Source organism: Cohnella silvisoli (assembly GCF_021190915.1).
In the GTDB taxonomy this organism is placed as follows: domain Bacteria; phylum Bacillota; class Bacilli; order Paenibacillales; family Paenibacillaceae; genus Cohnella; species Cohnella silvisoli.
Genome location: NZ_JAIOAP010000023.1, coordinates 48,192 through 63,015, shown reverse-complemented (window position 1 = coordinate 63,015; position 14,824 = coordinate 48,192). Strand labels below are relative to the sequence as shown.

Genomic DNA, 14,824 nt, shown 5'->3' with positions numbered 1-14,824 from the left:
ACATTTCCTCCTGTGCGGGTTATCCGAAAATATTATTTTTTCTCTTGCAGCGCAATTGTGTGAGCGAAAAACTGCTCGTCCGTCATCTTCGACGTGTCGACAGGTGGATTGCCGCCTCCACCTACATGAGGCGTAATCCCGCTAGGCGTCGTAGAAGCGTCCCCGGTGAAAAGGAACGACTTGGACTCACGAAGCGTCTTCACTTGATCATCGTATCCGTCGATGATCTCGCCAGCATCATTTAGCTTGATCTTGGTCTTATCCAACTGCCCGATAACGAGATCGGCATCGTGGACTTGGCCTGCAAGCTTAAGGCGTAAGGAAGAAGTCATCGCAAGGTCACCCAGCTTAACCTTGTAATCGTCATCCTTTTTCTTGTTGTCGTCCTGCAGCGTCTGAATCTGCTTTTTCAAATCCTCGTTATCGCCTGCTGACTTCTTAAGTGTTGTAAGTTGGCCGTCCCGATCCTTGAGATCCGCTTCCGCTTGCTTCTTGGCTTCATTGACCTGGTTGAACGTTTCCTTCGGGATATAACTCCCGTCTGAGACGATCGCAACCTTATGCTTGTCGCCAAGCTTCGCAGTGACTTGATTGTAAAGCTCCTCACCGAGTAACGACTTCAGGTCTGCCGTTTCAGCAAACAACTGCAAATTCATTTTGATTCTGTTTTTCATTTTAAACACGCTCCCATTGGTTTTTATGGCGCAACCCCGCCTTGGGCGTCCGTGATGCTCCGGACAACGAGCAAATAGGCCCTTGCAGTCTCAGCAAGAGCCCAACCAAATTCCCAAACGTTTGTGATTTTTGCGCAAACAAAAAGCACCCTCGCGTAATAGAGAGTGCTTACTATTTCTTTGTATCCGGTTTGGTAATGGTGACGCCGTCTTTCGTTGACGTGAATCGATCTATTCTTATCTTATTACTCATGATCGAGCAACACCTCCGCTTTGACCTTGATTATGCCGTTTACCTCAACTGCTTCCAGAATAACATACCGAGTCCCTTTATCCAATAGGAATTCGTATTCGTCCTCGTAGCTGCTTAACCACATAATCGGAGATCCTGGTGCACCTTTAGGAACAACAATCTCCATTTGGATTGCGCTTTTCGCAAAGAGGTTTCCGAGTAGTGATGTGCTCATAAATGCATTCTCGGTAATGACATGCCCCGGAAGCTCGACAACCGGCATTGAGAATAAATCATCTGCAGCACGATAAACGGTTATACTTTCCTGCAATTGGGATTTCTGAAGCGCGGAGCTGATGGTCTGAACAATCGAATCCCATTTTTCAACACTGCCGCCCCTTAATCGCTCATTGATCCCGTTATAGGAATCACCCGAGTAGAGCTTAATACCAATTCGCTCGTCACGGGTTAGGCTCGATATCCATTGCGGAGCAACCTCGGCATTCCAGGCGTCTGCTTCTACTGCATTACTGAATCTGCGAGTGACGCTACCGGGAATAGGCTCCACAGTCTTCACTTTCGGCGGCTCTATCGCTTTGATGGGATTCGTATTGGGCAAGAACTCTGCCTCATTCGGAGCGTACTTGTCGGCCCATTCCTTATAAGTGATATCCCCCGGTACGCTATAGACTTGCTTGTCCTCGCTCTCAGCAACCCGTTCCTGTACGTTTCCGTCAAAATGAGGGATCGTTGTGGTTCGACATCGATTGTGGAATGGCGGGTAATTGACGCCTGCTTGAGCATCAGAAACCAGGAACACAGTGCCGTCCATCTTCCGGCAAGTATCGGATGTTTTCCGATCCAATGTCGCAAAATTTTTGTAATCTTTTACATTGAGTTCTTTGTAAGCGTCCAAACGCGATTGGCCCGAAAAGAAAGCAGCTTCAGTTAATATTAAGTTTTCAGCATGTCCACGCGAGACACCCATTCGTTTAGCGAAGTTGGTTATCAACTCATCGATCGGCGCACCGCTCGTTAGGTTTTGAGTCAAGACAGTGGTCATTTCTGAGAGAAGCTTTGTCCGATCGCTCCAAATGCGGGAAGAGAAGTTCTTTCCGTCCGGCGCCCATGGAGAAGACAATATCTTTTCGATTTGGTTGTTGTCTAGCTTGGTGAATGATGTGCCTACACCTATGCCCTTCTGAAGCTCGTAGATGGATTTATAATAGTTGTCTTTGTAGACACCGCCTAGCAAGGATTCGGCACTCGTTAGCTTTTTTCCTGAAAGCAATTCGATTTCTTGTCGAAGCTGGATTTGCTTTGCTTCTAGTCGTGTAATATGCACCTTGGCAGAAGCATTTTCCAACTCTTTCATCCATCGTTGATCGACGGCGTTTTCCCGACCGGCTTTGATATAGTCCTGGACCGTCCATTTTAATTCCTTCAGCTCACCTGAATTCAGCAGTTTACGGGCTTCAGCCATATCTATGATGCCATTATTGTTCGCAAACCGACTATACCAAGCCCTAGTCTCGCTCTCGATCTTTGCTAGTGACCGGGAATATTCATCTTGCATCGTCTTAATATATTTCTCAGCCTTGTTTAACTGGGCTTCATTCAGCGCGTCGAGTCGCTTGCCCCAATAGGCATCCGATTTCATGCGCCATCATCCTTATTAGGATCAGTAGGTTTGTCGTCAAGACCGCCATATGTTTGCTGTTTCTCAAGCTCTAACTGCTTCTCTTCCGCGGATGCATCCGTTACCCATGGATGATTAGCCCGGATCGTTTTGTCGGAAATGATGCCGACGCTGTTTTTACCGTTTGTTATGACATCTGTCTCACTTGTGAGAATGTCGCGGTTAAAAACGAAATCGACGCTTTCATTCGTGTAGTCACCCTTATTGGTCAGGCTAAAATGCTGCGTTAGGAACCATAGCAAGTTCTCCATGCCCGCTTGAAACTCGGTTTCCATATCATTGCCGTCCATATCCAAATCGTTGTAAAGCTGCTTGAGCGCAACCCCTGTAGCGCCGTTGAATTTCTCAGCAGCCATATCAACTCCACGACCGAACTCATAAATATTTTGCCTAGTAATCTCAACATGAGTTTTGAAAGCTTCGGTATCGATTTCGATATTGAGCGTGTCAACTTTACCGCCGCCTCCATTAGGTCCTGATCGCGTCTTGACCGCTCGATACTGCGAGAGGTTTCTGCGGAACTCACCTAAGTCTGTGCCGTCATAGTTTTCGAGTGTGAAAATACTATTCGGCAAGTCTTCTAGGTTATTGGAGTTGTCCGATTTCTTATTGTCGTAATCGTCAACAAGAGACTTGATCAATTCAACCAACGGCTGTTCCTCATCATTGTACTTAAAGCAAATGAAGGGAACGCGTACCCAGTTGTATGGCTTATCGCCAACATTAAAATGGGATTGGCTAGGCTTGTCCGGATCAATAAGGATTGAACCATCTTTATTGATGTAGAACCTAACCCCGCTCTTATCCCAATATTCGACCTTAATGATGATCTTCTTTTCGGTACCGACATAGGTCTCAATAGGATAAGTACGGATGAAGGCGTCCAATTGGGTGTGTGCTGCATCTTTCCAAAAGGGTATTCCCTCTTCGCTTGGAATTTTCATCAGGCGGAATTCGCCTTGCTCGTCATAGTATGGATGTAGCCATGCCTTACCCTTATTGACTGCCTCTTTTCCGAGATTTTTCAGGGTTTGAGCAAAGCGCTTGTTAAAGAAGTCTTCCAGAAGCTTTAGAAATTCTGCCTTTTTGGTTTTGATGCTCATCGGCTTGGATAGAAGGTATCCCACCTTTTGATCGGTGAGCTTACGAAGGAACCCATGCGTGATATGGTTGTTAGCCAGGTTCTTGTCCTCAATCATGATCCCACCATCGCCGATCACCATACGCTTTCGGTCCAGGATATCGTTTTTGACACGATAATAGCGTTGGCCAATGATCATCCAAGAGCGTGCTTCTGATTTGTTCCAGAGTTCTATTTCATTCTTAATGATCGCCTGTTCGTTCATTGGGGCGCTAGCTTCCAAATTGGCTATGATAGCTGCCGTTTCCGTTCCCACTGTCTCACCACCCTACCAAGTGAAATTTGCACCATGCCGTATTTGCTCCATTGCATAACGAAGCGCGTCCATGATGTGATTGAATTCGTCGATCGGTTTCTTGAGGAAACGACCCGTTTTATCTTGTGCCCATAAGTAGGAGGCGAGCTCCATTGCTGTATTTGGACAACGGTAAGAATGAACAATGATTTCGTATTGCTCAAGGTACTGGATACCTACGTTGATACTGTCAGGCCCTTTCTCAGCTCCCCGGATTCGGTTGATACCAAGACTGTACAACTCGTCTATCGATTTAGGTTCTGCGGAGTCGGCAATGATCCGTTCCTTGGTATGTCCTTTACGCTTGAGCATTTCAGCGATATCACTGTTAGTCATTGCTTGTTCGTAATGCTCGTCGTAGATATAGAGCTTCTTTTGTTGCTCATTAACAAGTGCGGCGACGAAGCCGCTTGGGTCATGCCGGTATCCGAAGTCTAATCCGAATATCGCCTTATAGCCCGGAAGCTTGGCAATTACATCCGGATTGAATTCTTCTTCTCGCCAGTTCTCGTAAATCGCGCCTTCGGAGATGCCCCAATCTCCATTACCTTCGACCTTATAGCGCTTGGGTCTGTTTTTCTTCATCCAATCAAAACGCTTGCGGTCAGCGTCATCAAGGAATTCGTTATTACGGTAAGTTGTCGTTATCGCGAGAATGTCCGGATCATCTACCGGATCAAAGAAGCGCGTTTTCAACCATGACTTTTCGTTCCATGGGTTGAATATAATCGTGATCTGCTTGTAATAGCCTTCCGGCACTTCTCCCCGGATAGACATGTCCACTTTGTCGAAATCATCTTCGTTTAGGATCTGATAGGCTTCCTCGAATAGACAAAAGCACAAATAGCCCACTTCCACCGTGATGGAGGTAATGGACATCGGATCATCCAAGCCACGAAATAGGATCTTCTGGCCGGTTGGTTTAAACGTTGCTTCAAGCGGACTTTTGCTAAATTTCCAAAACCTTGATACGCCTAATCGTTTCGTTGCCCACTTGAGTTGCGCCCAAGTGCTATCCTTATGCGTGTTAAACGTCTTCCGTACAACAAGTGTATTGGATAGGGGTAAATCCATCATGTTCGTAATAATGGAAAGTGCAGCCGTTGCACTCTTCTTACTACCGCGACCGCCTTTAACTACCCGATAACGACCCTTGAAGTTCCAAAAGTCTTTATACCCTTTGCCGACGACTTCCTGTAGACTTATCTCCTTCCGTAATGGCTCACTCACGGATATCATTCCTTATGATGACCGGGCCTTGACCGGCCTCATCATTTATGGTCTTTGCCTCTGCTTTGACCTTCACCACTTCGGCCTTCAGGATCTCAATACGTGAACGGTGTTCTTCCCGAATCTCTTCAGGCGGCAACGTTCGAAGCATTTCGTCATATTGTTTGAACATGCGGGCTAGGGCCGTGCTTGCAGCCGCTTGTGATTTTAAGCCGGTTGCCTGTACATCCCAGGCGAATTGGAATTCATATTCCTTTTCAATTTCAACGGGGACGAGTTCTTTGTCCTTACCGCGCCCCTTGCTGTGAACCTCGAATTTTTGCTTTTTGAGCTCCTTGATGATTTCGTTCTTATCCTTAACGTATTGAATCTTCTGTGCCCGCATAATGTTTGTCCAGGTGATTCGTATTTGATACCAAAGCATATCCAGCGGCGACATATTCTCAGTAGCATCGAATATCTCCCGCGTTTCGTCATCGTCTGGAAGAATCTTACGAAACAATCCATGTGTGACCGCCTTCGCGTTCCCCAGGGGGCCGCCATCGCCACCCTTATTCCCTTTAGCGTTTCTGTTGCCTCGTGGAGCACCGGGGCGTGGATCGGGCTGGTCTTCCCATGTGTAATAACTCTTCCACTTCCGAACTAGTTCAGAACTAACACCCAAAGCTTCGGCGATTGCCTTTGAGCTTCTTGGTCGTCCGCTTTCGCACCATATTTTGAAAGCTTTCTTTTGAATCGGGCTCTGTTTTCTGGACATTACCTAATCACCTGCCCCACCTCCAAGCTTTATACAGCCGTTATGCAAGGACATATGTACAAAACATGTGATTATGTACATATATCTAAGTCTCGCTAACCTTGAAATACCGCGCTATTACTGAATTCCCCAATTCACGCTGAAAGAACTGCTTATACACTCATTATGCAGAAAAGCCAGGGAACCCGCATCAATACAGGGTTTCGTGCTAATTCTGATACTATGAGAAATTCACCGACATCGGCGATTTTGAAGGTCCATATACAGCATTTATGCAGAAATAATTGAGTTGGATTTCCTGTTTTTGCTTTAGTCGAGTAAAGCGCCTTCTTTTTTGCCTCTTTTTCAGAGCGCATTCTACCGCCTTAATTAACCTAAATCCTGTAAATTGAGTGCATCATATCATATAAACTGTTTCACTCGTAAAAATGAACTTTTTCAATAGAATCAAGGCTTTTCAGTGATTCTTATTTTGAGTGCGACAATGTTAAGATTTTGTATAACTCAACCGTCGAATTGCGGTGTCCATCGCATCTTGTGTAAGCCCTAAATAACGAAAAGTGTACATCGGATCGCTGTGTCCGAACATTTCCATTAGTAACGCTAAGACATACGGCGCTTGGTCCGGTTCGGCGTTCGTTAATAGTTGGTAACCCCACGTCTTCCTGAGTGTGTGGCAGCCGATCTCCTTGAGTCCGAATGGTTTGGCAATCTTGTTTAACATCCGATAAGCTGTCGCTCGATTGAAAGGTTGTCCACGTTCGCCGGACTTCGTTTTCTTCTGGCGACTCGCGAAAAGGAATTCGTCATCCTCCATGCCTTCTATGTACCTTTGAAGGTCATCGTAGAGGTCTGGATGAATGATAAACTTTTTCTTTTTTACCTTCTTACGGGTGTTTCTTGTCTTATGTTCAATCAAAGATATATGCGTCTGATTGCGTACCGCCGAAACTTGAAGTGTGAGCAAGTCAGAGACACGGAGGCCGCTATAGACGCCCATACAGAAGAATATGTAATTCCTCTCGCTAGTGAATCGAAGTGTACTAGCGATTTCCGCAACCACTTCCTTGTCTCTTATCGGCTGAACCGTGCTCATGACTTATTCACCACCTGGTATGTAGTATTAGACAAAAAAAAAGCACCCGAAGGTGCTTAAAACTTAAAATCGTTTATCAGTTGTACTGCCTTTTGTTGAAGCTCTTCGACAGTATTTTGACCATCCGAATAATCTCGATATTCGCCGTCACCTGTTTCTAGATGGTCTAGCCAGCCCTCCAACAGGACTTTATAGGTATTTTCTAGGTGATTAAGTCTGCTTCTGCTTCCCACGTAGCCGTTACCCGCTTGGAAAGTTTCGACTCGTACTGCGTACCCTTCGCGGCTATTTCCTGCTGGGATTAAGTGCACAACTCCGTTATAGTCAACGACTAGGGAATTGCTAACCTCGTCGTTACCTCTGCGTAAAACTGTTTCCACTTCTTCTTTTGTGAAATAACAATTTGCTGGTTTTGCCGTTCTGTGCTGACGGATATCCAAATAGTGGTCCCCCATTCGATTTCCGCCGGTGTTCTCAATCGTAATTCCGTCAAATTCAACAACTGGATGACGCTTCTTCCACGTATCAGCCTGGAAATAATCATCGAACACTTTATCTCCATTTGCGATATGGTCGGCCCCTTCTTCAACTTTCTTGAAGGTATTATCTTCTTGCAATCGATGTGTCGTCATAATAATTTGCACAGCATCAATAGTGAATTTGACCAAGGCAATCTCTCCCAACAATGAATAGCTTCCAGTAGTTATTATACTACATTTGGAAAAATTTTTCTTATTCACTGCCCGATCAAGTAAAATAATACCTCTTACTATATAGGCGCTTTGCACGACAAGAATTTCAATTTAGAATAAAAAATTATTAAACTTCTTGCCCTGCTCTATTTTTTCACGAGCTCTCTCAATAAATGTCTGCACGCTGCTCCGTCCGATATGCAGTTCCATTCCTATTTCTTCGAAAGTCATAAGATCGACGTGATGCATTATAAAGCACTGTCTTTCCCTATCCGAAAGATCGCGCATCACCTCATCAATCCGAAGCCTATCATTATCGGAAAGCCCTTTAATGGTTGTATCTCGTTCGATCGTATAACCAGCATTTTTGGAGTTGTAGGCTTCAATCCATTTCGGATCCCAAAGTACCTTTCGATACCGGCGTTCAATTCCCCGTTTGCTTCCCGGCCGTCTGCCGGTAGATAACCAGTTAAGAGCAAGGTTAACGTCAGTTATTGAGTCCGTAAGGCTCTCGCGCTCCCCTTCATCTGTACTCAGCGTTCTAAGCGCTCTGAGCGTCCTATATGCTTGTCGATAGCTTGCGGGCGAAGCTTCATAGATCAATTTGTTGTTCTTCCCCATCCCGCATCCCCCGCTTCCATTCAGCTATCTTTTTCTTGGCCCTTGAAATGCATGTTGATACCGTTGTTTTTGCGACTCCGATCGTATCGGCCGCTCCAGCAAATGAGAATCCTTCCCCGTATACCGCAATAAAGCATTCCCTTTCCCGTCTGGAGAGTAAACTCATGATTTCGTTCAATAGCGCGGTTTGCTCGTTGGATGGTCCCTGCTCCACGGAATCGTACATATTCTCCCGAAATAGTCCATTCAGTATCTTCGGCTCCATGAGGATGATTCGTTGCCACATTGATCGTCGTTCGATCGGCCGACGCGGTTTCTTAAAATGTCCGTCTTTCATGTAATCTATAGTCCATGAACAGTTATGGATCATTTCCTGAATGGTTTCCCTGTCCGCCGTGATCGTGCTAAGTGTGCGGAGCGCCCGCAAACCTCTACGTGTCCGTTTATAACTTTCTATTAAGTCCTGCAAGCGCCCCGCCCCCTAATCTCTAGTCCCGCCGTAGTCGAATGATCCATCCAATATCTCTTGCCGCAAGTTTCCGAGTACCTTGGCCGTTCGTTCATCGTCCTTCTTGCTCTCGATCTCAATACAAGTTTGCAAGTGTTCAACGATTTGCTGCTTGTCCACTTGCATCTATAGACCTCCCGCCTCTGGATCGTCATTTAGTTCCATTCCGGTAATGGCTTCGATTTGATCGACATCGATATAATTCAAAGTTTTTTTTCCTTCATGGTTCATCCAACTGATTTCTTCAAGCTTTCCGGTAATGCCCTTTCGATATTCAAACTCATTTGTTTCGATCTCAACGACGTTTCCCGACTTCAAGTAGATTACAACTCGATGCATCCTATAACCCTCCCATACCTAGCTGCAAGAGCATCATATTAAGCGTGAACTTGTCTAAATTAAGCCGACGCGCCAGTTCTTTCCGGGGTATGCGGTCATAATGTAACCGGATGTAGTCCTCGTACCCGTCTGGAATAATGACCTTCATCATCCCGTCTTTATCCTTCAGCGTCCCGGCAGTGTCATCCAATATTTCGTAATAGTCCAATAAAATATCGTATCCCGGTTTACCTGGTACTGGCCGTATTATTGCTGATTTCTCTACCAGCCTGCCGATGATTTTACCTATTGTTCGCTTACTCATTCCGGCTTTAACTGCCATTTGTTGTTGAGTCATCTTGAGACGAATGAGTTCAATTACTGTTGATTCTACTTTTGTAAGAATCATAGCTTCACCCGCTTTTTATTGAAATCATCCACTGAAATAATCGCGGTTCGCGGGTGGTATTTCTGATTGTCCCGGTAGCTCGCCTTCTTTTCTGTTTCCCTCGCGATCACCTTCATGTCCTTAAGCAATTTGTCGTTATTCGAACGGATAAAATCATATATAGGCTTCAAGACAAGGTTCTCGTCCTTGCATATCCGACGAGCTCGCCTATTTTCTCTGACATTCTTAACTAGTTGATAGCCTTCCGCAGCATTATAGGAGGTTAGTTCAATCATATGGTCCAAGTCCCCGCGCTCGCTATCATAACGGCTTACCGCTAAATCGTTCTGTTCAAATCTCTTAATCACAGCCTCAAAGATGAAGAGAATATTATCTGCAGCCGTTTCCGGATCAAAATGAAAGTCCTTACTCATGCCCCTCGCTCCCTCACTTTAGATTCACATTTCTTGTTGTATTTCTCTTTCAATAGGTTCGTAACGCCCTGCCAGCTCCTTGAGTAATTCCGTGACAGCGGCCATATGCGGCATTAAATATTTGTCCCGCGCCTCTTCATAGTCAGCCTGTGACGCCCATGACAGCCGCCCGGACGAATCAATGTCGGGTTTGAGCGTCCAACGATTTCCGTTTGATGTCCTGCCGACTTTCAATCGTGTGCCGCCACAACGAATGCCATTCAATACGCCGCACAATTCTTCGCTTTTCATAAAAGCCAGCTTCAAAAGAGTTGTCCATTGCTCTGTGTCCTGTTGAAGTTCTGGACGTGGATCTACTTCGATAAATGGCGGTTCTAACTGTGTCAGTCCGGGTGTTGTTTGTGAATCAGGAGTGGATTCAGGTTTCAATGCGGCCAAATCCGCCCGGAGCTTGTCCAAGTTCTTCTCAATTTTGGTCCGCTTCGGATCTTCTGGCTGTAACTTGTTTAGTTGTTCCTCACCCACAGCAATCCGATTAAGAGTATCTTGGTATTTGGCCGGCATCGTTTTCCCTCCTGCTTTATAAATCCCATTCATGTGCCTTAAATTCTTCTGCCAGCTCCCGGAGTGTTTTTACGTACTTGTTTAATGATTCCCGTTCTAACTGAGTCAAATTGGGAGATTGCAAGCAGGTTTCAGCAGCGGTAATGGATTCGAATATACCGTCATACGCCTCATTAGAATCAATTTCACCGACCAACACCTTACCGTTCCGTAACAGGTGAGCTAGTTGGTCCTCAGAAAGCCTATCAACCATCCGATCGATGTTATCTATCAAGAAGTCTTCATAGGCCAATGACATTGCTCCACCCGTTACCGCGAATCTGCAAGCCTGCAGCACTAGGGCTTTATACTTTTGCTTAAGCTCTCTCATCGGATGATCTCAGTCATGTACATTTTGTCTTTGTTAAAGCTTATCCAAAGTTTCTTGTTTTTCTCGCCACGCCGCGCTTTGGCAGAGGTCAATTTATGTGTCGTTCCTCGGGGCGCTTCGTTGTATTCCTCACCTTCCAGTGGTTCAAGGTACAATACACCGTCGCACTCGTTTGCTATCGCTCTGGCCCCTTGAAGCTTACCTTCTTCGGTCATTTGGCTGATGAGAAGCACCGCTGTATCAAGCTCCTGTGCAAGGCGCTTGCCCTCTTTAGCAATGTCCCGTAGAACTTGCCATTCCTGCTTGCCCTTGCTGTTCTCTAACTCCATACGACCGATGTAGTCAATAACGAGAAGGTCAAGGTTTCCGTATTTCATCTTGAACTGTCTCGCAAGTCCTCGGCTACGTTCCGGTGTGAGGATCGGCAGCGTGGAAATATAGATTCGTGACTCACAAAATAGATCGAAATATCTTCGCGCAGACCCTCTATCCCATGAGCTTAAACCACCGCCGTCTATTCCCTCGAAGCTTATTCCGGACATTGCTGCAACAAATCTAAAAACGATCTCGTTCTCATTCATCTCGGTATTTTGATAATAAGTCTTGTATTGCTGATGGATGCTTGCATGGCGAACTAGGTTCTGAGCGAGTGCCGTTTTCCCATCCCCGGTCCTGGCTGCGGCAACAATAAGATCACCGCCCCTTAATCCCCTAAACATTTGATCGAGCCCTGGAAACCCGTCAATCGATGGGACGCTGCCTGTTGCAATCTCTCGTGATAATTGGATGCCGTGAATTCGTTTATCGCTTGCTTGACGGCGCTCAAATTCTTCAGCGGCTTTTTGTCCTGATTCTTGCGGCGTGACAATCCGGTCCGTTCCCTCTTGGGTATGAGCCTTCATGATTTTTTGCTCGACGATTTCAGTGATTTCTTTCAACGGCCTATCGGTATCGCAAATATTCCAAATCTCCCGTGCAGCTATCTTGTAGGTTCTTCGGACAAACGTCTCATGGAGCTTTTTTATCCAGAAAGGGAACGTTGATTCGGAGATAGTAGTCGTTTGTAGCCCGTTCAACTTGGCAATGTCAATCTTGTTTCGCAACTCCTTATAAACCGTTGTAAAATCTGGCCTGCCTTGTTTAGATTGGAGATCGATCGTATTGAATATTTCGCGATAATCTCCGTCTTGGAAATGTTTTTCGCTGAGCCTTCCCAAACCTTCTTGCAATAGGGCTTCGGATAAGATCATCCCGGCCAGTACGTACAATTCCGATTCATAATCAACGCTCATGCGGTAATCCCCCCCTCATGTCTGCCGGGGGCTCAAGTGGAATAATACTATCGGGATCGAATGCCGCTCGAGATCGGCTGATTATGTCGTGAGGCGTTGGAGCAAACCGGCTTTCCTTGAAATGTTCATCAAGGTGCTTCTCAGCTTCCAAATATGTCATGCTTCCAAGAATCCGCCGCCATGTCTTAGGGGCTGTTGGTGAGGGTTGATAATTCGGTACACAATCCCGAATCGTCACAAGTAACATTCCTGCTTCCTTTTCTGTCAAAGTCTCATTCCTCCTTGAGATTCGCTAGAAATGCTTCACTATCGAACTGATTCGTTGATATCTTCCTAGTCATTCCAGTTAGAAGTTTTTGTTGCGCTTCAAGTTCCGACGTTTTCCGAACGATCCCGAATGTGTATTCCTCTTTGGCGCTTCGTTTGCTCTCGTTGTTCATATGCGTCCTAATGGCATATTCCACTTGAGCGGAAGAATACTTGCTGAAATAAAGCATGATTTTGTGAACGATCGTATCCGCTATTTGCTTTCCTTTTCTCGTTTCGCGAATGAATTCCAAATATGAATCTATGATTTCTAAAAGTTCAGGAGAGTAGATAGAGCGGAAATTGAAAATTTCGGCGGATATATCTTTACTATCTTTATCATTCTTTACATTCTTTAAATTCTTTACATTCTTGTTTGTATGTTTCTGTGTCGTTTCTCCGTCGTTTTCGTGTCGTTTCTCCGTCGTTTCTTCATCTTCTTCACCTTGATAAAACCCATATTTATCAATGGTTATGAGCGTCTTTTTGCTGTCGTTTTTTCTTGTTGCCATACCTTCGCTTTCGAGTACATCCAAAAATCGGCAAACTTTCGTATTACTCCACTTCCAACGCTCTTGTAATTTGCGAATTGAGGTTATAAAACTCCCTCTTTCAACATCGATTAACTGCCCATCGATCAATACTTTATTGTCCGAATGATTGGCATTTAATAGCAGATACTCCCACGCTTCATGTCTGCTGAATACACGAGATTCCGAATAAAAGGGATGATCCATTATTTGACGATGAAGTTTTATCCACCCTTTAGACATGTCTCCACCGCCTATCGAATCTCACTTAAATGTTTAAGCCCCGACATTCTTGATTGGAGAATTGCCTTATCTGATCGTGTTTTTGGGCAATCCAGGAAGCGAATGAGTGTATGATCTTCATATTCTGACTTGTCGGTTGCCCCGATGAAGTGCCACGCATTCTGGATTTCTTCATGGTTCCTCCAACGAACATAAAATCGAATATCTTTTTGAGAATCGAAAAGATGCGTTAACCAATGTTCCATATATAGTGTACGGCGCTTAAATTCACGCTTGCCAAAGTGCTTGTTTAGGTCGGAATAGAACCCTTTAGGTCTGTTAAGTTCCCTCATACCTCCCCACCACCTGTAGGCCCAAGAAGCGCCCTCACATCGTTCGCGAGACGAAGGCCCTCAGTAATACCAAGGCGAAATGCTGCCGATGTATCGGCTGATCTAGCGGCATTAATAGCTTCTTCCACAGGTACATATAGTTCATAACCCAATACTTTTTCAAGTATGGAAAGCGTGGCATTCAGCTCTTTATCCGCATCTATAACTCTAGGATCCAAATCTACTTTTTTCGCGACATCGTCCATAACTGCATTCATTCCCTTGGTCAAAAGAGACATCAGACACCCCTCCAAGCGTTCAGCCCGTCAAGGAAGCCGAGGCGGTAATAATGCTCCGAATTCCGTGTCTCATGTTCCGTCATATCTGAGGAAAGGGCGCTGTACGCCTTTTTTTGCTCAGGAGTTAGGGATTTAATGAATTCAGCTTCTGAATCAGTAACGCTGATTTGAAGCGGCGTTGTCGTTGGTGCAGACGATTCAAGATGATGGTCAAATGCAGACGTGATAGCTCTTTCAAATATTTTTGAAATTGAATTATTTCGCATGTAAGTTCCCCTTCGCGTTTAGTGTCCGCAAAGTCTCTCTTGTGCTAATGACTGAAATTATGTAGAATACTCGCATAAGAGAGCCTTTACGGCTTGAATCAGATGATCATCCTCGCGGCCCGGCCAAAGGTTTATGCGATGGATGATTTTTTTATGGCGTTATCGATAAGGACGGTTTCTTCCTGGTGCATACCCTTGGCAATCTTTAATAGTTCAACTGCCGCTTCTTCGGGTGAAGATTCTCCAGACGTTAAGTCAAAAGCCACCTTGATGATTGCAGCTTTTTCCTCGGCTACCGTGTAAAGCTTTAAGATTTCCCCAGTCATTTTACAACTCGCCTCCTTTTTTATATTTGCGAAGCTCCGCCTCTTCCAATTCGCAAAGCATTTCGACAACTTCCATTATTTCCTCAACAGCTTTTTCGCGTGTAAAAAACTGATCGGATGAAAGCGTTGATGCTGTTTGAATTAAGCGGTTTTTCATGTCTGAAGCAAACCCAACTCCTGATAAATCTCTCATTGGAAACGAGCCTCCTCACTTATATCCCGAATAGGGAGA

At 45.3% G+C, this 14,824-nt stretch carries 22 protein-coding genes; all 22 read right to left on the bottom strand.

All coding sequences use genetic code 11. The features are described 5' to 3' along the window. Nucleotides 1-32: 32 nt before the first annotated feature. Nucleotides 33-674 carry a phage scaffolding protein gene (locus K7P76_RS30095; RefSeq protein ID WP_232189802.1) on the bottom strand — a complete coding sequence of 214 codons (642 nt, stop codon included), beginning with the start codon at nt 672-674 and terminating at the stop codon, nt 33-35. Nucleotides 675-919: 245 nt separating this feature from the next. After that, complete coding sequence (locus K7P76_RS30090) at nt 920-2,566, bottom strand: minor capsid protein (protein ID WP_232189801.1); 1,647 nt, start codon at nt 2,564-2,566, stop codon at nt 920-922. After that, nucleotides 2,563-4,002 carry a phage portal protein gene (locus tag K7P76_RS30085; protein ID WP_232189800.1) on the bottom strand — a complete coding sequence of 480 codons (1,440 nt, stop codon included), beginning with the start codon at nt 4,000-4,002 and terminating at the stop codon, nt 2,563-2,565. The genes K7P76_RS30090 and K7P76_RS30085 overlap by 4 nt, the downstream gene beginning before the upstream one ends. A gap of 12 nt (nt 4,003-4,014) precedes the next feature. After that, the gene (locus K7P76_RS30080; protein ID WP_232189799.1) at nt 4,015-5,271 is read right to left on the bottom strand and encodes a PBSX family phage terminase large subunit; all 1,257 of its coding nucleotides are present in this window, start codon (nt 5,269-5,271) and stop codon (nt 4,015-4,017) included. Further along, entirely contained in the window at nt 5,264-6,028 is a 765-nt protein-coding gene (gene terS, locus K7P76_RS30075) for a phage terminase small subunit (protein WP_232189798.1), read from the bottom strand. Before terS ends, K7P76_RS30080 begins: the two co-directional genes overlap by 8 nt. Nucleotides 6,029-6,515: 487 nt before the next feature. Continuing rightward, nucleotides 6,516-7,124, bottom strand: coding sequence for a tyrosine-type recombinase/integrase (locus K7P76_RS30070; protein WP_232189797.1), 609 nt, complete (start codon nt 7,122-7,124; stop codon nt 6,516-6,518). A gap of 56 nt (nt 7,125-7,180) precedes the next feature. Continuing rightward, nucleotides 7,181-7,792: a hypothetical protein gene (locus tag K7P76_RS30065; protein ID WP_232189796.1), complete on the bottom strand. Its 612-nt coding sequence runs from the start codon at nt 7,790-7,792 to the stop codon at nt 7,181-7,183. A 135-nt stretch (nt 7,793-7,927) separates the two neighbouring features. Then, the gene (locus tag K7P76_RS30060) at nt 7,928-8,437 is read right to left on the bottom strand and encodes a sigma factor-like helix-turn-helix DNA-binding protein (protein ID WP_232189795.1); all 510 of its coding nucleotides are present in this window, start codon (nt 8,435-8,437) and stop codon (nt 7,928-7,930) included. Continuing rightward, nucleotides 8,409-8,906, bottom strand: a complete 498-nt coding sequence (locus K7P76_RS30055; protein WP_232189794.1) for a sigma factor-like helix-turn-helix DNA-binding protein — start codon at nt 8,904-8,906, stop codon at nt 8,409-8,411. The genes K7P76_RS30060 and K7P76_RS30055 overlap by 29 nt, the downstream gene beginning before the upstream one ends. A 12-nt stretch (nt 8,907-8,918) precedes the next feature. Then, nucleotides 8,919-9,071: a hypothetical protein gene (locus tag K7P76_RS30050; RefSeq protein ID WP_232189793.1), complete on the bottom strand. Its 153-nt coding sequence runs from the start codon at nt 9,069-9,071 to the stop codon at nt 8,919-8,921. Continuing rightward, nucleotides 9,072-9,284 carry a hypothetical protein gene (locus K7P76_RS30045; RefSeq protein WP_232189792.1) on the bottom strand — a complete coding sequence of 71 codons (213 nt, stop codon included), beginning with the start codon at nt 9,282-9,284 and terminating at the stop codon, nt 9,072-9,074. A 1-nt stretch (nt 9,285) separates the two neighbouring features. Beyond that, nucleotides 9,286-9,588, bottom strand: coding sequence for a hypothetical protein (locus K7P76_RS30040; RefSeq protein ID WP_232189791.1), 303 nt, complete (start codon nt 9,586-9,588; stop codon nt 9,286-9,288). 80 nt (nt 9,589-9,668) lie between these two features. Further along, nucleotides 9,669-10,085, bottom strand: coding sequence for a hypothetical protein (locus K7P76_RS30035; RefSeq protein WP_232189790.1), 417 nt, complete (start codon nt 10,083-10,085; stop codon nt 9,669-9,671). Between the two features lie 24 nt (nt 10,086-10,109). After that, nucleotides 10,110-10,649 carry a hypothetical protein gene (locus tag K7P76_RS30030; protein WP_232189789.1) on the bottom strand — a complete coding sequence of 180 codons (540 nt, stop codon included), beginning with the start codon at nt 10,647-10,649 and terminating at the stop codon, nt 10,110-10,112. Between the two features lie 16 nt (nt 10,650-10,665). After that, nucleotides 10,666-11,019, bottom strand: coding sequence for a hypothetical protein (locus tag K7P76_RS30025; RefSeq protein ID WP_232189788.1), 354 nt, complete (start codon nt 11,017-11,019; stop codon nt 10,666-10,668). Then, a complete protein-coding gene (locus tag K7P76_RS30020) occupies nt 11,016-12,311 on the bottom strand; it encodes a replicative DNA helicase (RefSeq protein WP_232189787.1) in 1,296 nt (431 codons plus the stop codon). The genes K7P76_RS30025 and K7P76_RS30020 overlap by 4 nt, the downstream gene beginning before the upstream one ends. After that, nucleotides 12,301-12,579: a replicative helicase loader/inhibitor gene (locus tag K7P76_RS33870; RefSeq protein WP_490166411.1), complete on the bottom strand. Its 279-nt coding sequence runs from the start codon at nt 12,577-12,579 to the stop codon at nt 12,301-12,303. The genes K7P76_RS30020 and K7P76_RS33870 overlap by 11 nt, the downstream gene beginning before the upstream one ends. A 4-nt stretch (nt 12,580-12,583) precedes the next feature. Further along, nucleotides 12,584-13,390: a Replication protein O gene (locus K7P76_RS30015; protein WP_232189786.1), complete on the bottom strand. Its 807-nt coding sequence runs from the start codon at nt 13,388-13,390 to the stop codon at nt 12,584-12,586. Between the two features lie 328 nt (nt 13,391-13,718). Beyond that, nucleotides 13,719-14,000, bottom strand: a complete 282-nt coding sequence (locus tag K7P76_RS30010) for a hypothetical protein (protein WP_232189785.1) — start codon at nt 13,998-14,000, stop codon at nt 13,719-13,721. After that, nucleotides 14,000-14,266: a hypothetical protein gene (locus K7P76_RS30005; RefSeq protein ID WP_232189784.1), complete on the bottom strand. Its 267-nt coding sequence runs from the start codon at nt 14,264-14,266 to the stop codon at nt 14,000-14,002. The genes K7P76_RS30010 and K7P76_RS30005 overlap by 1 nt, the downstream gene beginning before the upstream one ends. A 131-nt stretch (nt 14,267-14,397) precedes the next feature. Further along, a complete protein-coding gene (locus tag K7P76_RS30000) occupies nt 14,398-14,592 on the bottom strand; it encodes a hypothetical protein (protein WP_232189783.1) in 195 nt (64 codons plus the stop codon). 1 nt (nt 14,593) lies between these two features. Beyond that, entirely contained in the window at nt 14,594-14,785 is a 192-nt protein-coding gene (locus tag K7P76_RS29995; protein WP_232189782.1) for a hypothetical protein, read from the bottom strand. Nucleotides 14,786-14,824 lie beyond the last annotated feature (39 nt).